Genomic DNA, 19,685 nt, shown 5'->3' on the forward strand with positions numbered 1-19,685 from the left:
CATGTCGTGGCGGATTTTTACCGGCCGTATCGCGCGAGCGAGTACGAGCCGGCCGGTGCGGTCCGCTCCTTGCGCGTCGTCAGACAGCACACGGACGGGCGCCCCGCCGACCGGTATCGGGCAAGCCGCCGTGATTCAACGGCCATTAGCTTGGAGAGCAACTATGAATCTGAAGATCAGTGGACACCACCTCGAATTGACGCCTGCGTTGCGCGAGTTCGTGATCACGAAGCTGGACAGAGTGCTCCGTCATTTCGATCAAGTGATGGATGCCAACGTTGTCCTCTCGGTCGACACTCATAGTAGGGAAAAGGACAAGCGCAACAAGGCGGAAATCAACCTTCACCTGAAGGGCAAGGACATCTTCATCGAGAGTTGTGACGCTGATATGTACGCGGCGATCGACCTGATGGTCGACAAGCTGGACCGGCAAGTCATCAGGCACAAGGACAAGATTCAGGGCCACGCCCATGAAGCCGTCAAGTACCGTGAGGAAGTGCATCAAAGCGAAGCGCCGTCGCCCTGAGCGCGCAGCACGCGAATCCGCGAGCGCCGGGAGGCGCGGAACCGGCAGGCCCGCCCATCAAACGGCGGGCGTGATTTGAAGAGTTCCTCGAATCGCCGGAGCGCCCGGGCGGAGCTGCAAGCCATCTAAGCCGCCAATTGGCGGCTTTTTTGTTGCACTTTGCGTGGCAGCGTGGCACAAAGCATTGATTTTCCGAACTTTGTGCTGCACATTTCAATGCAGCGATACGTCATGGCGCGGCGCACCATCGCGCTATGGCCTGTTCTATAATGGCCCGGTTAATTTCGGCTTGCCGAACAGAACGCTGCAGGGAACGCCGCCAAGCGCACCTTTTGTTTCATCATCGCCGTGAGCGCTTTCAGACAGCAGCCACGATGAGGAGCTATCAGGCCACGCATCAGCCTGCCAACATGAATCGTTTAGCCAAATTTCTTCCCATCGAGAACGTGGTTCTCGGACTGTCCGTTACAAGCAAGAAGCGCGTATTCGAGCAAGCGGGCCTGATCTTCGAGAACCAGAACGGCATCGCCCGCAGTACCGTTACCGACAACCTCTTCGCTCGTGAACGCCTCGGCTCGACCGGCCTGGGCGAAGGCGTCGCCATTCCGCATGGCCGCATCAAAGGGCTGAAGCAGCCGCTCGCCGCGTTCGTGCGTCTGGCGGAGCCGGTGGCGTTCGAATCGCCGGACGGCCAGCCGGTGTCGCTTCTGATCTTCCTGCTCGTGCCCGAACAGGCCACGCAGCAGCATCTGGAAATCCTCTCGGAGATCGCGCAACTGCTCTCCGACGGTGAGGCGCGCGAGCGTCTGCACAAGGAAGAAAATCGTGAGGCGCTGTATCAGGTCCTCACGCAATGGCAGCCCTGATCGGGCACACACTGGCAAACAACGCATCCGACGCACGCCCCGCGCCGCCCGTCGCGCACGGGCGTCTCGCGCAGGCGGTGCTTCTGCGGCACAATCGGTCAAAAGCAGCGCCATGCGGCGAATCGGTGCAAACCGTTCCGACACGCGAAGGCTGCTCCCGGCTTCCAACGGAGTCCCGGCCTCATGGATACGTCCAGCATCAACGCCCAAAGTATTTTCGACGACAACGCCGCCGCTCTGAAGCTTAGCTGGCTGACCGGGCATGAAGGCTGGGAACGCGGCTTCTCGAGCGAGACCGTGGCGAACGCGACATCGAGCGCCGACCTCGTCGGCCACTTGAACCTGATTCACCCGAACCGCATTCAGGTGCTCGGCGACGCCGAAATCAACTACTACCAGCGCCAGTCCGACGAAGACCGCTCGCGCCACATGGCCGAGCTGATCGCGCTGGAGCCGCCGTTTCTGGTCGTCGCGGGCGAAGTGGGCGCGCCGCCGGAACTCGTGCTTCGCTGCACGCGGTCGTCGACGCCGCTCTTCACGACGCGCATGTCGGCGGCGGCGGTTATCGACAGCCTGCGCGCGTACATGTCGCGCATCCTCGCGCCGCGTGCGACGCTGCACGGCGTGTTCATCGACATCCTCGGGATGGGCGTGCTCCTCACCGGCGATTCCGGCCTCGGCAAGAGCGAGCTTGGTCTCGAACTGATCAGCCGCGGCCACGGCCTGGTTGCCGACGACGCCGTCGATTTCGTGCGGCTTGGCCCGGATTTCGTCGAAGGACGCTGCCCGCCCCTGCTGCAGAATCTGCTGGAAGTGCGTGGCCTCGGCCTGCTCGATATCAAGACGATCTTCGGGGAAACCGCCGTGCGCCGGAAGATGAAGCTGAAGCTGATCGTGCAGCTCGTGCGTCGTCCGGACGGCGAATTCCAGCGCTTGCCGCTCGAGAGCCAGACGGTCGATGTGCTCGGGCTGCCGATCAGCAAAGTGACGATTCAGGTCGCGGCAGGCCGCAACCTTGCTGTGCTGGTCGAGGCGGCCGTGCGCAATACCATCCTGCAACTGCGCGGTATCGATACCTTGCGCGACTTCATGGATCGGCAACGGCTCGCGATGCAGGACCCGGACAGCCAGTTTCCCGGCAAACTGATCTGACCCGCGCGGCCCGGATGGAGCCGCGCCGGAAACGGATATATGCCGGTGCTAAGATAAAGCGAACGAGCACAATCCCATGCGTATCATCCTGATCACAGGCATTTCCGGCTCCGGCAAGTCCGTCGCCCTGAACGCGCTCGAAGACGGCGGTTACTACTGCGTCGACAACCTGCCTCCGCGCTTCCTGCCCGAACTCGCCGCGTATCTCGCGAGCGAAGGGCAGCAACGGCTCGCCGTCGCCATCGACGCCCGCTCGAGTCTCTCGCTCGACGAAGTGCCGGCGATCATCAACAATCTTTCGAGCGCCTACGACCTGCGCGTGCTGTTCCTAAACGCGAGCACGCAGTCGCTGATTCAGCGCTTTTCGGAGACGCGCCGCCGTCATCCGCTGTCCGGTCCGCCGGTGCACGATGCGAGCGTCGGCGTGTTGAATTCGCTCGGCGAAGCGATCGAACGCGAGCGCGAACTGGTCGCGGGCCTTGCCGAATACGGCCATCACATCGACACCAGCAACCTGCGCGCGAACGTGCTGCGCGCATGGGTGAAACGCTTCGTCGAAACGGACGCCGCCGATCTCACGCTGATGTTCGAATCGTTCGGATTCAAGCGCGGCGTGCCGCTCGACGCTGATCTTCTCTTCGACGTGCGCACGCTGCCGAATCCCTACTACGATCGCGAGCTACGCCCGTTCACGGGCCGCGATCAGCAGATCATCGACTATTTGTCCGCGCAGCCGCTGGTGGGCGAAATGATCGACGATATCGGCGGATTCGTCGGCAAATGGCTGCCCCGTTTTCGCGACGACAACCGCAGCTATCTGACGGTCGCGATCGGCTGCACGGGCGGGCAGCATCGTTCGGTGTACATCGCGGAGGCGCTTGCCGCGCGCTTTCGCGCGCAGGCAAACGTGATCGTGCGGCATCGTGATGCGCCCATCCCCGTGGACGAGAGCGCGACGCACATGCAAAACTGATCGCGCTTGCGGTCACCCTGGAGGGGCGCGATGTCCTCGAATCCCGTTCTAGCCGACTTGCCGCTGTTTCCGCTACACACCGTCCTGTTTCCCGGCGGCCTGCTGCCGCTCAAGATATTCGAGGCGCGTTATCTCGACATGGCGCGCGCCTGTCTGCGCGAAGGCACGCCGTTCGGCGTATGTCTGCTCAAGAGCGGGCATGAAGTCGCCTCGCCGGGCGATCCTTCGGTGCCCGAAACCGTCGGGTGCCTCGCGGAAATCACCGAATGCGACGTCGACACCTTCGGGCTTCTGCTCGTGCAGGCTCGCGGAACGGAGCGCTTCCAGCTGATCACGCATCGCGTCGAGCCTAGCAATCTGCTCGTCGGCACGGCGGAGCTATACGGGGAAGACCGGCCGCTGCAGGGCGCCGAGGCGCTCGCAAAGTTCGGCGCGTGCGCGGAAGTGCTGGAGCGGATCATCGAGACGATCAAGACGCGCGAGCCGCAAAACCTGCCGTTCGTCGAACCCTTTCTCTTCGACGACCCCACGTGGGTATCGAATCGCCTCGCCGAAATCCTGCCGATTCCGATGCGCGCCCGGCAAAAGCTGATGGAGTTGCTGGATGCCGGCGCGCGCATCGACGTGGTGCATCACTACATGCAGCATCATCAACTGCTTTAGATCAGCGAGCCGGTCAGCGCGTCGAGCAGCTTGCGCACAGGCGCGGGAACGCCGAACGAATCGATGCGCGATAACGGCGCCCAGACCGTAGCCGCGTCCATCGCCTGTGCCTGCGCGCCGCTCGCTTGCCCGAGCCGAGGCTCGATCTGCAACTTGAAGTGCGTGAACGTGTGCGACAGCGGAGCGAGGCGCTCCAGATGCGCTTCCCCGCCGAAGTTCTGCGCGACGGCCACGAGCGCCGCTTCGTCGGGCGCTTCGGGCAGGCTCCACAAGCCGCCCCAGATGCCCGTCGGCGGACGCTTCTCGAGCAGGATCGAATCGCCGTCCTTCAGCACCAGCATCCACGTGTTGCGCGTCGGGACCGCCTTCTTCGGCCGCGCGGCTGGCAGTTCGCGCTGCCTTCCCTCGACGTTCGCGACGCAATCCGGTGCGAACGGACATCGTGCGCAATCCGGCTTGCCGCGCACGCAGAGCGTCGCGCCGAGATCCATCAGCCCCTGCGTGTAGGCGGTCACGTCTTCCTTTTCGGCGGCGTCGGGCAACAGCGATTCCGCCAGCGTCCACATCGCGTTTTCGACACGCTTCTCGCCCGGAAAGCCGTCCACGCCGAACACGCGCGCAAGCACGCGCTTCACATTGCCATCGAGGATGGTGGCGCGCGCACCGAATGCGAACGATGCGATCGCCGCAGCCGTCGACCGGCCGATGCCCGGCAGTTCCGCAAGCGCATCGACGGTTTCCGGAAACGCGCCGCCATGCTCATGGGCGACGACCTGCGCGCATCGATGGAGATTGCGCGCGCGCGAGTAATAACCGAGGCCGGCCCAGAGCGCCATGACGTCGTCGATGGGGGCATCGGCGAGCATGGTCACGGTCGGGAACCGTTCGAGAAAGCGGGCGTAGTACGGGATGACCGTCGAAACCTGCGTCTGCTGCAGCATGATTTCCGAGAGCCAGATGCGATACGCGTCGCGCGTGTTCTGCCACGGCAAGTCATGCCGGCCGTGAATGCGTTGCCACGCGATCAGACGGGTGGAGAAATCTTTGAGTGCGAGCATGGAAGTTAGCGTTGGCAGCGCGGACAGAAGTATGTCGACCGCTGCCCTTGAACGATTTGCCTGATCGCCGTGCCGCATACGTGGCACGGCAGGCCCGCGCGATCATAGACGAAGTAGTCGAGCTGGAAGTATCCCGACTCGCCGTTGCTGCCGACAAAATCGCGCAACGTGCTGCCGCCCTTCTCGATGGCCGCGGCGAGCGTCGCGCGGACCGCGTCGGCGAGCAGATCGTAGCGCACGAGCGAGATGCGCCCCGCTGCGGTCGTCGGCCGGATGCCCGCGCGAAACAGGCTCTCCGATGCATAGATGTTCCCGACGCCCACGACGATATCCCCGGCCAGCAGCGCCTGTTTCACCGATACCTTGCGCCCGCGCGTCGCCCGGAACAGGACCGCGCCCGAGAACTCCGGCGAGAACGGCTCGACGCCGAGACTCGCGAGCAGCGGATGATCGAGCACGTCGCCATCGCTGCGCGGATGCCACAGGATCGCGCCGAAGCGGCGGGGATCGCGAAAGCGCAGGATGAAGTCGTCGAAGATCAGATCGACGTGGTCGTGCTTCGCCGCATCCGGCGGGCGCGGCACGTTGCGCAGCACACGCAGCGTGCCGGTCATCCCGAGATGGACGATGAGCCAGCCTTCCGCCGTTTCGAACAGCAGATACTTGCCGCGCCGCTCGACCTTTTCGATCTTCAACGCTGCGAGCGTCTTCGCAAGATGCGGCGGGATGGGCCAGCGCAGCGCCGGCGTGCGCACGTCGACGTGCTCGACGCGCCTTCCGGCGACGTAGGGTTCGATTCCCCGTCGGGTGACTTCGACTTCCGGCAGTTCGGGCATTTTCCTGGAGAGAGACTTGCTGGGGCGAGTGTGCCGGTATTTTAGCCACCGCGTTACAATCGACTGAAACATCGTCTGGATTTCCATGAACTCGTTCGTCATGAAGCTGTTTACGAAGCGTCAGACCGGCTTGGCGCAATCGTTCGCCATGCCAATGTCGCGCGTCGCCGGTGCGGTGACGCTCGCCATGGCCGCACTCGCGTTCGCGCCTGCTCATGCGCAGTCGCTCAACGCGACGCCCGTTCCGAGCGACGACGATGCCGCCGCCCAGACCGCCGCCGACGCGCTGACCGCGCCGGTCAGCGGTTCCGAGCAGCAAGACCTGCCGAACGTCGCGATGTCCAGCCAGATCGTGTTTCAGGTGCTGGCGGCTGAGGTCGCGTTGCAGCGCGGGCAGCCTGCGCCCGCTTATCAGACGTATCTCTCGCTCGCCCGCGACACGCACGATCCCCGCTTCGCGCAGCGCGCGACGGAAATCGCCATCGCCGCGCAAAGTCCCAACGATGCGCTCACGTCCGCGCAAGTGTGGCAGCAGTTCGCGCCGCATTCGGAGCGCGCGGCGCAATTGAGCGCGTCGCTTCTGATCGTGTCGGGCAAGCCGGACGACGCGAAGCCTACGCTTCAACGCGAACTCGCGAAGGTATCGCCTGAGCAGCGCGGTGAAGCCATTCTCTCGCTGCAGAGCTTGCTCTCGCGAGGCCCGAACCGCGTCGGCGGCCTCAATGTGCTGAAGGATCTGATCGCAAACGATCAGGACCGTCCCGAAGCGCAACTCGCGCTGGCTCGCCAGCAATTGCTTGCGGACGATCAGCCGGGCGCGAAGGCATCGCTCGAAAAGGCGTTGCAGCTTCGGCCGGACTATCTGCCCGCGGCGCTGACGCTTGCGCGCATGGGACCGCAGGAGCGCGCCGAGGGCATCGCTTCGTTCGAGAAATATCTCGACAAGAACCCGAAGTCGCATGATGCGCGGCTCGCGCTGGCGCAGTTGTATCTGTCGTCCGACCGGCTCGACGACGCGCAGAAGCAGTTCGAAATCATGCGCAAGAACGATTCGAAGGACCTGACGCCGTTGATGGCGCTGGCCCTCATCAACATTCAGAAGAAGCAGTTCGATAAGGCCAGGGACTATCTGAATCAATACGCGAAGGGCGCCGAAAACACGCCGGGCGGCGATCCGGGACAGGCGTACATCTATCTCGCGCAACTCTCGCTGGAACAGAAGGACGAAGCGGCCGCGAGCCAATGGCTCGACAAGATTCCGCGCACGAGTCAGCAGTACTTGCCCGCGCAGGTCACGCGCGCGCAATTGCTCGCCAGGCAAGGCAAGGTCGACGAAGCGCGTGCGCTGATCGGCAGCCTGCAAAGCTCGGATCCGCGCGAACTCGCACTCCTCGCCCGTACGGATTCCGCGCTTCTGTTCGAAGCGCATCGCTACAAGGAAGCCGAGGAGAATCTGGCGAAGGCCGTCGCCGCGTTTCCCGACGATCCCGACCTCATCTACGACTACGCGATGGCCGCGGAGAAGAACGGCCATTTCGACGTGATGGAAACGCAATTGCGCACGCTGATGCGCACGCAGCCGGCGAATCCGCAGGCGTACAACGCACTCGGGTACTCGCTGGTGGATCGCAATCAGCGGCTCGATGAAGCCGTGCAGCTGATCGAGAAAGCTGCCGCGCTTGCGCCCAACGACGCGTTCATCATGGACAGTCTGGGCTGGGCGCGCTTCCGCCAAGGCAACTCGGCCGAGGCCGAAAAAATCCTCAAGAATGCTTATGATCTCCAGCCGAATGCCGAAATCGGCGCGCACCTCGGCGAAGTGCAATGGAGATCCGGTCAGCAAGACCAGGCGCGCGCCACGTGGCGTCAGGCGCAAAAGCTCGAGCCGGATAACGACACGCTCGTCAAAACGCTAAAACGACTCCAGGTGAACGACCTTTGATGGCATTCGATTTCTTCGCCGGCTCGCGCGGTCATACCGCGCGCCGCATCGCGCTCGGCTTTGCGGCGACGGCCGCGTTCGTCTTGTCCGGCTGTGCGATTCAGCCGCGCTTGCCGAGCACATCGGCTGCATCGACGTCACTCACGACGCAGACGAGCCGTGCGTATCACGGACGCTTCGCGGTGCAGTACAACGACCAGAACGGCGTTCAGCGCAACGCCTACGGCAACTTCGACTGGCAGGAAACAGGCGATACGGTCACGCTCCAGCTGCGCAATCCGCTCGGGCAGACAATGGCGATCGTGACGTCGTCGCCGTCATTGGCCACGCTCGAATTGCCGAATCGTCAGCCGGTCAATGCGGACAACGTATCGGACCTGATGCAGAACACGCTCGGTTTCGCGCTGCCGGTCGAAGGCTTGCGTTACTGGCTGCAGCCGTCCGCTGCACCGACATCGCGCGCCGAAACGACGCTCGATGCCGAATCGTCCAACGGTCGTCCTAAGGAAATCAGGCAGGACGGCTGGACAATCGACTATCTGGCCTATGCCGACGCGCCCGCTGCGGGCGTCAAGCGCCTGAATCTCACGCGCAACGAGCCCCCGCTCGACATCAAGCTCGTGCTCGACCAATAACACGCTATCCGCCGCTTTTCACATGTCTTCGAACGAATCGATCCGTGACTGCCTCGCGCCCGCGAAGCTGAACCTGTTCCTTCACATCACAGGCCGGCGTCCGGATGGCTATCATTCGCTGCAGACGGTCTTCCAGTTGCTCGACTGGGGCGATGTGCTGCACTTCAGCCGCCGCGATGATGGCCTCATCGCGCGCAAGACGGACGTTCCCGGCGTCGCGCAGGATGACGATCTCGTCGTACGGGCCGCGCGATTGCTTCAGAAACACACGGGCAGCCGTTACGGTGTCGAGATGGAGATCGACAAGCGCCTGCCGATGGGTGCAGGCTTGGGCGGAGGGAGTTCCGACGCTGCGACAACTCTTTTGGCGTTGAATCGTCTTTGGGGAGTTGACCTTTCGCGTGAAACTCTGCAGAATCTCGCCCTGCAACTCGGCGCGGACGTGCCGTTTTTTGTCTTCGGGCAAAATGCATTTGCTGAAGGAGTTGGCGAGGCGCTTCAGGCGGTGAAACTGCCCGAACGTTTCTTCCTGGTAGTCACTCCCGACGTTCACGTTCCGACCGCAGCGATTTTTTCGGAAAAGGCCTTGACAAGGAACACCGAAGTCGCCAAAATTACGGACTTTCTTGCACAGCAAAGGTCAGACACAAACTGGCCAGACAGCTTCGGTCGAAACGACATGCAAGCTGTAGTTGCAGGGAAGTACGCGGAAGTTGCCAAGGTGCTCGAGTGGTTTTCCAATCTCGCACCGGCGCGAATGACAGGGTCTGGAGCAAGCGTGTTTGCTGCTTTTGCCAGTCAAGCCGAAGCAGAGATGGCGCAAGCCAAACTGCCGGCAAGCTGGAAGAGCGTCGTAACAGGCAGTCTGGATTCTCATCCTCTCTTCGCTTTCGCGTCATAGGTTTTGTTTTGTCGGGTATGTCCTACACTTCCCGGCAAGATTCAAGTTGAGTGTAGGGGAGTCGCCAAGTTGGTCAAGGCACCGGATTTTGATTCCGGCATGCGAGGGTTCGAGTCCTTCCTCCCCTGCCATTCTTTCTCTAGCATTTCCTCTCGCCTCCAGCCGCAGACAGGTGCACGATGAGCAGTGACGGCCTGATGGTTTTTACTGGCAACGCAAATCCTGCGCTTGCTCAGGAAGTCGTCAAAATCCTTGGAATTCCTCTCGGCAAAGCGATGGTCAGCCGTTTCTCCGACGGCGAGATCATGGTCGAGATTCAGGAAAACGTTCGAGGCAAAGACGTATTCGTTCTTCAGTCCACCTGCGCACCGGCGAACGATAACCTGATGGAACTCATGATCATGGTCGATGCGCTCAAGCGCGCATCAGCAGGCCGGATCACCGCAGCCATCCCCTACTTCGGTTATGCGCGTCAGGATCGCCGTCCGCGTTCAGCGCGCGTGGCAATCTCGGCCAAGGTCGTGGCGAACATGCTGGAAATCGCCGGCGTCGATCGTGTCATCACGATGGACCTTCACGCCGACCAGATTCAAGGCTTCTTCGACATTCCCGTCGACAACATCTACGCTACCCCGGTTCTTCTTGGCGACCTGCGCAAGCAGAATCACGATCACCTGCTGGTCGTGTCGCCGGACGTCGGCGGTGTGGTGCGCGCGCGTGCACTCGCCAAGCAGATGAACACCGACCTCGCGATCATCGACAAGCGCCGTCCGAAGGCAAATGTCGCCGAGGTGATGAACGTCATCGGTGAAGTGGAAGGCCGCACCTGCGTGATCATGGACGACATGGTCGATACCGCCGGCACGCTCTGCAAGGCAGCGCAAGTGCTGAAGGATCGCGGCGCAAAGCAGGTTTTCGCCTACGCAACACATCCGGTTCTTTCGGGTGGCGCGGCGGAACGCATCACGGCATCGCAACTCGACGAACTCGTCGTGACCGATACCATCCCGCTGTCCGCGGAATCGCTGGCGTGCCCGAAGATTCGGCCGCTGTCGAGCGCGGGCCTGCTCGCGGAGACCTTCTCCCGAATCCGGCGCGGCGACTCGGTCATGTCGCTTTTCGCCGAAGGCTAAAAAGTATTGGCAAGGAACGCGAGGCTCGAGCTTCGCGTTTTTGCATGATCGGCGCGAACGGACGAAGGTTCGCGCCGTTTGTATTGGGACCGCACAATCGATGGTCCCCGTTTCCCTGCCTGGTCGCGGGCAGATCAAGGAGTCACACATGAAAGTCGTCGCTTTTGAGCGTAGCAAGCAAGGTACGGGTGCGAGCCGCCGCCTGCGTAACTCGGGCAAGACCCCGGGTATCGTGTACGGTGGTGCAGCGGACGTTCAACTGGTCGAACTCGACCACAACGCCCTGTGGCACGCCCTGAAGAAGGAAGTGTTCCATTCGTCGATTCTCGACCTGGAAGTCGCAGGCAGCACGCAACAAGTTCTGCTGCGCGATGTGCAATATCACCCGTTCAAGCAGCTCGTGCTGCACGTGGACTTCCAGCGCGTCGACGCGACGAAGAAGCTGCACACGAAGGTGCCGCTGCACTTCATGAATCAAGAGACGAACCCGGCTGTGAAGCTGGCGGGCGCTGTCATCTCGCACGTCGCGACGGAACTGGAAGTGGAATGCCTGCCGGGCGATCTGCCGGAGTTCCTGGAAGTCGATCTGGCCAAGATCGAAGCGGGCCAGACGATGCACGCGAAGGACATCGCGCTGCCGAAGGGCGTCGCGCTGACGGCGCACGTCGAAGTTGAAAACCCGGTGGTGGCATCGGCGACCGTTCCGGCTGCGAAGCAAGCTGATGCAGCTGCTGACGCTGCTGGCGAAACGCCCGCTGCCTAAGGCATAGCGGCTTCGCAAGCACGCTGTAGTATCCTCTCGATCCGTTCCTGAACGGTCGACGTGACCCGCCGGTGTGCAAGCCCCGGCGGGTTTTTTTCGCACTATACGAAGCGGGCGTGCGGCTCGCGATGATTCGACATGATCAAGCTGATCGTTGGCCTCGGCAATCCGGGCGCCGAATACACCGCGACACGCCATAACGCGGGCTTCTGGTTCGTCGATCAACTGGCGCGCGACGCCGGCGCGACGTTGCGCGACGAGCGGCGCTTCCACGGCCATTACGGCAAGGGACGTTTGCACGGCCACGAGATTCATCTGCTGGAGCCGCAGACGTTCATGAACCGCTCCGGGCAATCGGTGGTTGCCGTCGCGCAGTTCTTCAAGATTCTGCCCGATGAGATCCTCGTCGCGCACGACGAACTCGATCTCCCGCCCGGCACCGTCAAGATGAAGCTCGGCGGCGGCAGCGGCGGCCATAACGGGCTGAAGGACATCTCCGCGCACCTGTCGTCGCAGCAATACTGGCGCCTCCGGATCGGCATCGGGCATCCGCGCGATCTGATTCCAGAAGGCGCGCGAGCGGGCGCCAAGCCGGATGTCGCGAACTTCGTGCTGAAGCCGCCGCGACGCGAGGAGCAGGATGTCATCGATCGGTCGATCGAACGGGCGCTGGCCGTCATGCCCTTCGTCGTCGCGGGCGAAACCGAACGCGCGATGATGAACCTGCATCGCAATGCCTGACACACGAACCTGGAGCCGACCGTGAGCCGTTTCTGGAGCGATATCGTTCACCGCCTGACGCCCTACGTACCGGGCGAACAGCCCGCGCTGGCGCACCCGATCAAGCTGAACACGAACGAGAACCCGTATCCGCCGTCGCCGCGCGTCGTCGATGCGATTGGCCGCGAACTGGGAAGCGACGGCGCATCGCTGCGCAAGTATCCGGACCCGACAGCCCGCGCGCTGCGCGAAGCGGTGGCGGCGCATCACGGCTTGCGGGTCGAGCAGGTTTTCGCGGGCAATGGTTCCGATGAAGTCCTCGCCCACGCGTTCCAGGCGCTGCTGAAGCACGACAAGCCGATTCGCTTCGCCGATATCACCTACAGCTTTTATCCGGTGTACGCGAAGCTGTACGGAATCGAGTACGAGACGATTCCGCTCGATGCAGACTTCGCCGTCGATATCGACGGCTATCGCGCGCCGAACGGCGGCGTGCTGCTGCCGAATCCAAATGCGCCGACGGGGCGCGCGTTGCCGCTCGCGGCCATCGAAGCGCTGCTGAAGGCGAATCCGGATTCGCCTGTGATCATCGATGAAGCGTATGTGGACTTTGGCGCGGAATCGGCGGTGTCGCTGGTCGACACGTATCCGAATCTGCTCGTCGTGCAGACGACGTCGAAATCGCGCTCGCTGGCGGGCATGCGCGTCGGCTTCGCATTCGGCGATGCAGCGTTGATCGACGCCCTGACGCGCGTGAAGGACAGCTTCAATTCGTATCCGCTCGACCGCCTCGCCCAAGCGGCGGCGCTCGCGTCATATCAGGATCAGGCGTGGTTCGAAGAAAGCTGCGCGAAGGTCGTGGCGAGCCGTGAACGGCTCATCGCGCGATTGGCGTCGTTGGGATTCGAGTCGGTGCCGTCGGCGGCCAACTTCGTGTTTACGAAGCATCCGGCCCACGATGCGGCTGCGCTCGCCGCCGCGCTCAAGCAGCAAGAAATCTTCGTGCGCCACTTCGCGATGCCGCGCATCGATCAGCATCTGCGCATTTCCATCGGCACGGACACCGAATGCGATGCGCTCATCGCGGCTTTGACGGCACTTATTGGCGGTTGAGCGCGTATCCGCTTGCGCAAGGGCTTACGCGCCCTTCGCCGCCATCAGCGCGTGATACTTCGTCAGCAACTGCTCGGGCGTTTCCGCGTGCGCGGGGTCCCGCGGTATGCACTCCACCGGGCAGACTTGCTGGCATTGCGGCTCGTCGAAATGGCCGACGCATTCGGTGCACTTGTTCGGATCGATCACGTAGATGTCCGGTCCCATCGAAATGGCGTCGTTCGGACACTCGGGCTCGCAGACGTCGCAGTTGATGCACTCGTCGGTAATGATCAGGGACATTGCTGCTACCGGCTTTTCGTTTAAAAACAATAAATTATAGCGCTGGCGGGAATTCGGCGGTGGGTCGGTGTTCTTTCCCGATAGCGTTGTTGGCTGACCGTTGACAGGCGGTGAGGCTTAAGCGATTCGAACATTGCGCATCAACACGCATTCGACTTCTTCTTAAGAGAAAGAACGCGCTCCGCTCGTTAGCCCGTTGGTTGGATTTCGCTGATTCTCGTTTTCGCGGCAATTCGCCAATGCTCGCGTGATCTTTCGTTACTAGCCGGTGCGCGCCGCTGCACTTTTCCTGACAAGCCAAAGCATCATTTTCACCGCATACAGGACAATGAGCGCGCCAAGGAAATCGCCGACGAACATGACGAAGAATCCCCCGACGAGATGCTGCGACTCGCCACGCAACGCAAACCAGATGTGATGCAAGAGCGGATTAGCGATCGAATAAGCCAGCGCAAGCATAAGCAGGCGCTGCGCCGTCAGATTCGACAGTGAAGCCTTCAATCCGTACCACTCTCTCGCCAGCCGATACACGGCATATGGCGCCAACGCCGCGATAATGCCGCCAGCGAACGCGCGAACCGGATCGTGAGGGAAGAAATAGAAAAAGCTGACGAGCCAGCTTGCCAGCAGCAAGCCCAGGGCGCCATCGCCGCCTAGCAGAAGGGTGCTGAGAAGCCTGACGCCGGATGGCAGATAAACCCAGTTGATACCGCGCACGAATTCCGTACGCGTGAAAATCTCCTGATTCACCCAGAGCGCCAGTACGAATATCAGCGCTGTGCCGAGCACCGCGAAGACATGCAAACGCAGGTTGGACATGGTTGAATGTCGACTACTGGTTGTTTGCGAAAGTGCATCATGGTTTGGGCGGTTATTACCGTCTGAGCCACCACCTGAATGACGCGCCCCGCCGATCCCACGTACCTTTTTCTTCAACTTGCCGATGCTTTGCGCGGCCAGCCGTTAAAGCCACAAAGACCGAGCGGCTTTCCGCGCGGCATACGACGGCGCAAGGTCAGTTCAACTCGACCGCAACACTTCACGCCCGCATCAACTCAACGGCACTTCATGCTCATGGCGTCGTCGGATTGTTTTGCAACGCATCGGCGACCTTGTCCATCAGCCGCTTTTCCACCGATGGAAACACGAACTTGCTGACATCGCCGCCAAGCTGCGCGATCTCCCGCACGATGGTGCCGGAAATGAACTGATATTGATCGGACGGTGTCATGAACATCGTCTCGACGTCGGGCAGCAGATAGCGGTTCATCCCGGCCATCTGGAACTCGTATTCGAAGTCGGAGACGGCGCGCAGCCCTCGCACGATCACGCGCGCGTTGTTCTTTCGCACGAAGTCCTTGAGGAGTCCGGTGAAGCTGCTCACCTGCACGTTCGGATAATGGCCGAGCACGTCGTGTGCGATATCCAGCCGCTCCTGCAGCGTGAAAAACGGCTTCTTCGCGCGGCTGTCGGCCACGCCGACGACCAGCGTATCGAAAATGCTCGATGCGCGCCGCACGATGTCTTCATGCCCGCGCGTCAGCGGGTCGAACGTTCCCGGGTACACGGCGACAACCATGAGCTCCTCCTCTTGTATTTACCTTTGGGCCGCTGGCTGCGACCGTTATTCTCCGCGCTTCCCCGATCGATGCCGGCAACGGCAGGCGCCACGGCTCCCCGCGCTGCGCCGGATCGAGGAAGGCGCATTATTCCTCATTTTGGCGACGCAGCAAATGATAGCGGACCGCTCCCGCCTTGCCCTCTCGAACGACGCTCCAGCCGGCCAACGCGTCGATGCTGCCCGGTTCCAGCGTCTCGCCGCATTCGACGTAAATCGCCCCATCGGCCGCAGCGAGCGGCGCGGCGAGTTCGAGCGCGCGCGAAAGCAGCGCTTCGTCGCCGAACGGCGGATCGAGGAAGATCACATCGAACGAACCGGGCGCGAGACGGGCCGCGAGACGCAGCGCATCGGCTTCGGCTATTTCGATGTTGCGCGCATCGAGCCGCGCCTGATTCGCCTTCAACTGCGCGGCGGCGCGTCCGCTACGCTCGACCATCAGCACACGCGCCGCGCCGCGCGACGCCGCTTCGAATCCCAGCGCGCCGCTGCCGGCGAAGAGATCGAGGCAGCGTTGTCCGCTCAGATCCTGCCCGAGCCAGTTGAACACCGTCTCACGCACGCGGTCGGGCGTAGGGCGCAACCCGTCGAGATCGAGCACGGGCAGCGGCGTGCGTTTCCAGTTTCCGCCGATGATGCGGATCGTATGCGGCTTGCCGCCTCGCGACGGCGCGCGGTTGGAGGCGGCGGATGCGGATGAGCGTGGAGCGGAGGAACGGGGCATGAGAAGAAGTGGTGATATCGGCGCGCGCCGCCCGGCATTGACCGCGCGGCGCGTAATGAAAGTCAACGTTACCACAGGCGGATAGCGCACAAGCGCATCAGGCCACGCCTGATAAAATAGCCGGCTTCCATCTTCCTGCGCGGGCCGTCGCGCGCGGCGTTCGTTTGAATGCACGCGAGGCCGTCGAATGACGCGCGCTTCATCGTCACAGACCCATGTTCAGCTTCTTCAAACGATTCAAAAAGCCGGCTGACGAGCCGCTCGACACGTCCGCAGAGGAAACAGCGGAAGCGGCGGACGGAGAAGCGTCCGCGCCCGTCATCGAGGCGGAGCTGGACCGCGAACCCGCGGTGGACGCCGCGATTCCGGCCGACGCGCCGCTCGCCGCCGACCCGGAACCCGCCGGGGAAACCGCGACCTCCGTCGCGCCTGCCTCGCCCGCGGGTGAAGCGCCGAAGCCCTATTGGCAAGGCCGCACGCAGTCGCAATGGGTGCGCGGCCCCGAGACCGACGAGGCGAGCGAGGAAATCGTCCCGCCGCCGGAGCCGGATGCCGCCGCGAAGAAATCCTGGATGTCGCGGTTGAAGCACGGCCTGTCCAAAACGAGTTCGAGCCTGACCGGCATTTTCGTCGGCGCGAAGATCGACGAAGACCTTTACGAAGAGCTCGAAACCGCGCTCCTGATGTCTGACGCCGGCGTCGATGCCACGGAGTTCCTGCTCGAATCGCTGCGCGAGAAAGTACGCACGGAGCGCCTGACGGACGCATCGCAAGTGAAGGCGGCCTTGCGTGCGCTGCTCGTCGACCTCTTGCGTCCGCTCGAAAAATCGCTGATGCTCGGCCGCGCGCAGCCGCTCGTAATGATGATCGCGGGCGTCAACGGCGTCGGCAAGACGACGAGCATCGGCAAGCTCGCGAAGCACCTTCAGAGCTTCAATCAATCGGTGCTGCTCGCAGCCGGCGACACCTTCCGCGCCGCCGCCCGCGAGCAGTTGACGGTCTGGGGCGAGCGCAACAACGTGATGGTCATCGCGCAGGAAAGCGGCGATGCGGCCGCGGTCATCTTCGACGCCGTCGGCGCGGCGCGCGCTCGCAAGATCGACGTGATGATGGCCGACACCGCCGGCCGTCTGCCGACGCAATTGCATCTGATGGAAGAACTGCGCAAGGTGCGCCGCGTGATCGCGAAGGCGATGCCGGATGCGCCGCACGAAGTGTTGCTGGTCATCGACGCCAACACGGGACAAAACGCGCTCGCGCAAGTGAAGGCGTTCGACGACGCGCTCGGGCTGACCGGCCTCATCGTGACGAAGCTGGACGGCACGGCGAAGGGCGGCATTCTCGCGGCCATCGCGCGGCAGCGTCCGATTCCGGTCTACTTCATCGGCGTCGGCGAGAAGGTGGAAGACTTGCAGCCGTTCAGCGCGAGCGAATTCGCCGACGCGCTGCTCGGCTAGGGTTCCCGGCTAAAGCATCCGAAAAAAAGGGCGTTCGCAAGAACGCCCTTTTTGCTTGACGCGAGGACATGCTTAACGCGACAACACCAGCGCCGCCGCGATCCACCACATCACGCAGCCCACGATCACATCCAGCACGCGCCACGAGACGTCCTTGCGAAACCACGGCTCCAGCAAGCGCGCGCCGAAGCCGAGCGCGGTGAACCACACGACCGACGAACACATCGCGCCCGCCGCGAACCACGCATTCGCCGGCCAGCCATGTTGCGCGCCGATCCCGCCGAGCAACACCACCGTATCGAGATAAACGTGCGGATTCAGCAGCGACAACGCGAGCACCGTCGATGCCGCGCCGAGCGCCGTCTGGGCTTCGCCATCGGATGCGTCGAGATGTCCCGGCCCGCGCCACGCCGCCAGAAAAGCGCGCAGGCCGTATAAGAACAGGAACACCGCGCCCGCCCAGCGAATGACTTCCATCAAGACCGGCGCACGCGCGATCAGCGCGCCCATTCCGCCGACGCCGAGCGCGATCAGCAGGACATCGATGCTCGCGCAGATCGCCACGACGATGCCGACGTGCCGCCGCTTCAAGCCTTGCCGCAACACGAAGGCGTTCTGCGCGCCGATCGCCATGATGAGGCTCGCGCCGAGTCCCGCGCCCGACAGATAGCTCGGGAGCGCCCCTGCCGCCACCGCAGCCGTCATTCGGCGTCGGGCTGCTGCGCGGGGGCCGCGCGTTCGAAGGCGTCGAGCTGATTCGCGTTATCGGCGATGCGCTCGATCGTCGGATACGGCGCGAGGTCGATGCCGAAGCGGCGCGCGTTGAAGACCTGCGGCACGATGCAAAGATCCGCGATGGTCGGCGTGTCGCCGAAGGTCAGCTTGCCGACGCGCTTGTCGCTCGCGAGTCGCTTTTCGAGCGATGCGAAGCCTGTCTCCACCCAGTACCGATACCACGCGTCCTTCGTTTCATCGGGCACTTTCACCTGATGCTTCAGGTACTTGAGCACGCGCAGATTGTCCAGCGGATGAATTTCGCACGCGACCTGCATCGCGACCGAGCGAACGAACGCGCGATCCGACGGACCGCGCGGCAGAAGCGGCGGCTCGGGATGCGTCTCGTCGAGATATTCGATGATCGCGAGCGATTGCGTCAGCACGTCGTCGCCGTCGACGAGCGTCGGCACGATGCCATCGGGATTCAGCGCGCGGTATTCCGGCTTCAGTTGCTGGCCGCCGTCGCGCAGCAGATGAACGGCTTCGTAGTCGTATCCGAGGCCCTTCAGATTCAACGCGATGCGCACGCGATACGCCGCCGAGCTGCGAAAGTAACTGTAGAGCTTCATACGACGCGCACGGAAAATTCGCCGATGCCCTCCACGCCGCCCTTCAAGAGATCGCCCTTGACGACCGCGCCGACGCCTTCGGGCGTGCCGGTGAAAATGAGATCGCCGGGGAACAGTTCGAAGAGCGTCGACAGATACGCCACCGTCTCGCCGACCGACCAGATCAGTTGCGAAATGTCCGAGCGCTGCTTTTCTTCACCGTTGACCGTCAGCCAGATTGCGCTCTTCTCCAGATGCCCGACCTTCGAAACCAGATGGATCGGGCCGAGCGGCGCGGAGTGATCGAAACCTTTCGCGGTATCCCACGGACGGCCGAGCTTCTTCGCTTCGGCTTGCAGGTCGCGGCGCGTCATGTCGAGACCGAGCGCATAGCCATAGACGTAGTCGAGCGCCTCGTCGGCCGCAATGTTCTTGCCCTGTTTGCCGATGGCCGCGACCAGTTCCATCTCGAAGTGCAGGTTCTTCGTCTGCGACGGATACGGGAATTCGCCCGTGCCGCCCGGCGCGACGTAGAGCACCGCATCGGCGGGCTTGCTGAAGAAGAACGGCGGCTCGCGGTCCGGATCGTGGCCCATTTCGCGCGCATGCGCTTCGTAGTTGCGTCCGACGCAGTAGATGCGGCGCACGGGAAACTGCTCGTCCAATCCGGCGACCGGCACCGTCACTGCGGGCGCCGGGGGAAACACGTAGCTCATCCTGTTCTCCTGTCGAGAGCGAAGCGGAAATGCCATGCGCCGCCCCGGTCTCATGCAACTCGGTTGCTGTTATTCGAATGCTGGCCCGGGAACGCGCGGCCTGCGAGAAGAACGAGTGTAACGCGCGCCGGATAATCGTGGCGAGCCTTGACTGGCGTGAGTCCGCGAGCTTTCGCCGGCCCCTCGGCAATCCTTCGGAACGCCGCGCAAGGCCGTTCATCGCGTCCGCTTCGCGCCGCCGGAACGGTCACCAAAGCTTGCCAGCGACGCTCAAATGCGATA

Annotated in this window: 22 protein-coding genes and 1 tRNA gene; 14 read left to right on the forward strand and 9 right to left on the reverse strand. The window is 62.8% G+C overall.

The features are described from left to right. The first annotated feature begins 163 nt into the window (after positions 1-163). From hpf to AB6804_RS07940, 5 genes are all read left to right on the forward strand, one after another. Positions 164-526 (forward strand): ribosome hibernation-promoting factor, HPF/YfiA family, encoded by a 363-nt coding sequence (hpf, locus tag AB6804_RS07920; protein ID WP_035961789.1) that lies wholly within the window; start codon positions 164-166, stop codon positions 524-526. A gap of 410 nt (positions 527-936) precedes the next feature. Further along, positions 937-1,392 (forward strand): PTS IIA-like nitrogen regulatory protein PtsN, encoded by a 456-nt coding sequence (gene ptsN, locus AB6804_RS07925; RefSeq protein WP_035961933.1) that lies wholly within the window; start codon positions 937-939, stop codon positions 1,390-1,392. A gap of 183 nt (positions 1,393-1,575) precedes the next feature. Further along, positions 1,576-2,544, forward strand: a complete 969-nt coding sequence (gene hprK, locus AB6804_RS07930) for an HPr(Ser) kinase/phosphatase (RefSeq protein ID WP_008351692.1) — start codon at positions 1,576-1,578, stop codon at positions 2,542-2,544. A 76-nt stretch (positions 2,545-2,620) separates the two neighbouring features. Beyond that, positions 2,621-3,517: an RNase adapter RapZ gene (gene rapZ / locus AB6804_RS07935; RefSeq protein ID WP_035961790.1), complete on the forward strand. Its 897-nt coding sequence runs from the start codon at positions 2,621-2,623 to the stop codon at positions 3,515-3,517. 30 nt (positions 3,518-3,547) lie between these two features. After that, complete coding sequence (locus AB6804_RS07940) at positions 3,548-4,180, forward strand: LON peptidase substrate-binding domain-containing protein (protein ID WP_035961792.1); 633 nt, start codon at positions 3,548-3,550, stop codon at positions 4,178-4,180. Here the strand turns inward: AB6804_RS07940 and mutY are convergent. Both mutY and mutM read right to left on the reverse strand, forming a co-directional pair. Further along, positions 4,177-5,238, reverse strand: a complete 1,062-nt coding sequence (gene mutY / locus AB6804_RS07945; RefSeq protein ID WP_370886007.1) for an A/G-specific adenine glycosylase — start codon at positions 5,236-5,238, stop codon at positions 4,177-4,179. The genes AB6804_RS07940 and mutY overlap by 4 nt on opposite strands. A gap of 5 nt (positions 5,239-5,243) precedes the next feature. Then, complete coding sequence (mutM, locus tag AB6804_RS07950) at positions 5,244-6,074, reverse strand: bifunctional DNA-formamidopyrimidine glycosylase/DNA-(apurinic or apyrimidinic site) lyase (protein WP_370886008.1); 831 nt, start codon at positions 6,072-6,074, stop codon at positions 5,244-5,246. Between the two features lie 85 nt (positions 6,075-6,159). Between mutM and AB6804_RS07955 the strand changes: the two genes are divergently transcribed. From AB6804_RS07955 to hisC, 8 genes are all read left to right on the forward strand, one after another. Then, entirely contained in the window at positions 6,160-8,016 is a 1,857-nt protein-coding gene (locus AB6804_RS07955; RefSeq protein ID WP_370886009.1) for a tetratricopeptide repeat protein, read from the forward strand. Next, positions 8,016-8,651 carry a lipoprotein insertase outer membrane protein LolB gene (gene lolB, locus AB6804_RS07960; protein WP_370886010.1) on the forward strand — a complete coding sequence of 212 codons (636 nt, stop codon included), beginning with the start codon at positions 8,016-8,018 and terminating at the stop codon, positions 8,649-8,651. Before AB6804_RS07955 ends, lolB begins: the two co-directional genes overlap by 1 nt. Positions 8,652-8,673: 22 nt before the next feature. Continuing rightward, entirely contained in the window at positions 8,674-9,552 is an 879-nt protein-coding gene (gene ispE, locus AB6804_RS07965) for a 4-(cytidine 5'-diphospho)-2-C-methyl-D-erythritol kinase (protein ID WP_370886011.1), read from the forward strand. A 54-nt stretch (positions 9,553-9,606) separates the two neighbouring features. Further along, positions 9,607-9,683: transfer RNA gene (locus AB6804_RS07970), tRNA-Gln, on the forward strand. A 48-nt stretch (positions 9,684-9,731) separates the two neighbouring features. Next, positions 9,732-10,685: a ribose-phosphate pyrophosphokinase gene (locus tag AB6804_RS07975; protein WP_244793572.1), complete on the forward strand. Its 954-nt coding sequence runs from the start codon at positions 9,732-9,734 to the stop codon at positions 10,683-10,685. A 148-nt stretch (positions 10,686-10,833) separates the two neighbouring features. Then, positions 10,834-11,448 carry a 50S ribosomal protein L25/general stress protein Ctc gene (locus AB6804_RS07980; RefSeq protein ID WP_244793573.1) on the forward strand — a complete coding sequence of 205 codons (615 nt, stop codon included), beginning with the start codon at positions 10,834-10,836 and terminating at the stop codon, positions 11,446-11,448. A gap of 138 nt (positions 11,449-11,586) precedes the next feature. Further along, entirely contained in the window at positions 11,587-12,189 is a 603-nt protein-coding gene (gene pth, locus AB6804_RS07985; protein WP_035961801.1) for an aminoacyl-tRNA hydrolase, read from the forward strand. A 21-nt stretch (positions 12,190-12,210) separates the two neighbouring features. Continuing rightward, positions 12,211-13,281, forward strand: coding sequence for a histidinol-phosphate transaminase (gene hisC, locus AB6804_RS07990; RefSeq protein ID WP_370886012.1), 1,071 nt, complete (start codon positions 12,211-12,213; stop codon positions 13,279-13,281). A 24-nt stretch (positions 13,282-13,305) separates the two neighbouring features. On the opposite strand, the gene AB6804_RS07995 is transcribed toward hisC, so the two are convergent. From AB6804_RS07995 to rsmD, 4 genes are all read right to left on the reverse strand, one after another. Further along, positions 13,306-13,563 carry a YfhL family 4Fe-4S dicluster ferredoxin gene (locus AB6804_RS07995; RefSeq protein WP_035961803.1) on the reverse strand — a complete coding sequence of 86 codons (258 nt, stop codon included), beginning with the start codon at positions 13,561-13,563 and terminating at the stop codon, positions 13,306-13,308. Positions 13,564-13,824: 261 nt separating this feature from the next. Further along, positions 13,825-14,499 carry a hypothetical protein gene (locus tag AB6804_RS08000; RefSeq protein ID WP_370886013.1) on the reverse strand — a complete coding sequence of 225 codons (675 nt, stop codon included), beginning with the start codon at positions 14,497-14,499 and terminating at the stop codon, positions 13,825-13,827. 136 nt (positions 14,500-14,635) lie between these two features. Next, a complete protein-coding gene (coaD, locus tag AB6804_RS08005; protein WP_035961806.1) occupies positions 14,636-15,142 on the reverse strand; it encodes a pantetheine-phosphate adenylyltransferase in 507 nt (168 codons plus the stop codon). A gap of 127 nt (positions 15,143-15,269) precedes the next feature. Then, positions 15,270-15,905, reverse strand: coding sequence for a 16S rRNA (guanine(966)-N(2))-methyltransferase RsmD (gene rsmD / locus AB6804_RS08010; RefSeq protein WP_370886014.1), 636 nt, complete (start codon positions 15,903-15,905; stop codon positions 15,270-15,272). Positions 15,906-16,120: 215 nt separating this feature from the next. Here rsmD and ftsY point away from each other — a divergent pair, with 215 nt between their 5' ends. Then, complete coding sequence (ftsY, locus tag AB6804_RS08015; protein ID WP_370886015.1) at positions 16,121-17,362, forward strand: signal recognition particle-docking protein FtsY; 1,242 nt, start codon at positions 16,121-16,123, stop codon at positions 17,360-17,362. A 72-nt stretch (positions 17,363-17,434) separates the two neighbouring features. Here ftsY and AB6804_RS08020 read toward each other — a convergent pair whose 3' ends face one another. From AB6804_RS08020 to AB6804_RS08030, 3 genes are read right to left on the reverse strand one after another with little or no spacing between them, the layout of a single operon-like run. Further along, positions 17,435-18,067 (reverse strand): LysE/ArgO family amino acid transporter, encoded by a 633-nt coding sequence (locus tag AB6804_RS08020; protein WP_035961809.1) that lies wholly within the window; start codon positions 18,065-18,067, stop codon positions 17,435-17,437. Further along, entirely contained in the window at positions 18,064-18,708 is a 645-nt protein-coding gene (gene maiA / locus AB6804_RS08025; protein WP_370886016.1) for a maleylacetoacetate isomerase, read from the reverse strand. The genes AB6804_RS08020 and maiA overlap by 4 nt, the downstream gene beginning before the upstream one ends. Next, positions 18,705-19,403, reverse strand: coding sequence for a fumarylacetoacetate hydrolase family protein (locus AB6804_RS08030; protein WP_370886017.1), 699 nt, complete (start codon positions 19,401-19,403; stop codon positions 18,705-18,707). The genes maiA and AB6804_RS08030 overlap by 4 nt, the downstream gene beginning before the upstream one ends. Between the last annotated feature and the right edge of the window lie 282 nt (positions 19,404-19,685).

The organism is Caballeronia sp. RCC_10 (genome assembly GCF_041360715.1).
Taxonomy (GTDB): Bacteria; Pseudomonadota; Gammaproteobacteria; order Burkholderiales; family Burkholderiaceae; genus Caballeronia; species Caballeronia grimmiae.

What these genes read in the sequence shown, in the direction of transcription:
- hpf (WP_035961789.1), top strand. Translation starts at nt 164, where the DNA reads ATGAATCTGAAGATCAGTGGACACCACCTCGAATTGACGCCTGCGTTG.
- ptsN (WP_035961933.1), top strand. Translation starts at nt 937, where the DNA reads ATGAATCGTTTAGCCAAATTTCTTCCCATCGAGAACGTGGTTCTCGGA.
- hprK (WP_008351692.1), top strand. Translation starts at nt 1,576, where the DNA reads ATGGATACGTCCAGCATCAACGCCCAAAGTATTTTCGACGACAACGCC.
- rapZ (WP_035961790.1), top strand. Translation starts at nt 2,621, where the DNA reads ATGCGTATCATCCTGATCACAGGCATTTCCGGCTCCGGCAAGTCCGTC.
- AB6804_RS07940 (WP_035961792.1), top strand. Translation starts at nt 3,548, where the DNA reads ATGTCCTCGAATCCCGTTCTAGCCGACTTGCCGCTGTTTCCGCTACAC.
- mutY (WP_370886007.1), bottom strand. Translation starts at nt 5,238, where the DNA reads ATGCTCGCACTCAAAGATTTCTCCACCCGTCTGATCGCGTGGCAACGC.
- mutM (WP_370886008.1), bottom strand. Translation starts at nt 6,074, where the DNA reads ATGCCCGAACTGCCGGAAGTCGAAGTCACCCGACGGGGAATCGAACCC.
- AB6804_RS07955 (WP_370886009.1), top strand. Translation starts at nt 6,160, where the DNA reads ATGAACTCGTTCGTCATGAAGCTGTTTACGAAGCGTCAGACCGGCTTG.
- lolB (WP_370886010.1), top strand. Translation starts at nt 8,016, where the DNA reads ATGGCATTCGATTTCTTCGCCGGCTCGCGCGGTCATACCGCGCGCCGC.
- ispE (WP_370886011.1), top strand. Translation starts at nt 8,674, where the DNA reads ATGTCTTCGAACGAATCGATCCGTGACTGCCTCGCGCCCGCGAAGCTG.
- AB6804_RS07975 (WP_244793572.1), top strand. Translation starts at nt 9,732, where the DNA reads ATGAGCAGTGACGGCCTGATGGTTTTTACTGGCAACGCAAATCCTGCG.
- AB6804_RS07980 (WP_244793573.1), top strand. Translation starts at nt 10,834, where the DNA reads ATGAAAGTCGTCGCTTTTGAGCGTAGCAAGCAAGGTACGGGTGCGAGC.
- pth (WP_035961801.1), top strand. Translation starts at nt 11,587, where the DNA reads ATGATCAAGCTGATCGTTGGCCTCGGCAATCCGGGCGCCGAATACACC.
- AB6804_RS07995 (WP_035961803.1), bottom strand. Translation starts at nt 13,563, where the DNA reads ATGTCCCTGATCATTACCGACGAGTGCATCAACTGCGACGTCTGCGAG.
- coaD (WP_035961806.1), bottom strand. Translation starts at nt 15,142, where the DNA reads ATGGTTGTCGCCGTGTACCCGGGAACGTTCGACCCGCTGACGCGCGGG.
- rsmD (WP_370886014.1), bottom strand. Translation starts at nt 15,905, where the DNA reads ATGCCCCGTTCCTCCGCTCCACGCTCATCCGCATCCGCCGCCTCCAAC.
- ftsY (WP_370886015.1), top strand. Translation starts at nt 16,121, where the DNA reads ATGTTCAGCTTCTTCAAACGATTCAAAAAGCCGGCTGACGAGCCGCTC.
- AB6804_RS08020 (WP_035961809.1), bottom strand. Translation starts at nt 18,067, where the DNA reads ATGACGGCTGCGGTGGCGGCAGGGGCGCTCCCGAGCTATCTGTCGGGC.
- maiA (WP_370886016.1), bottom strand. Translation starts at nt 18,708, where the DNA reads ATGAAGCTCTACAGTTACTTTCGCAGCTCGGCGGCGTATCGCGTGCGC.
- AB6804_RS08030 (WP_370886017.1), bottom strand. Translation starts at nt 19,403, where the DNA reads ATGAGCTACGTGTTTCCCCCGGCGCCCGCAGTGACGGTGCCGGTCGCC.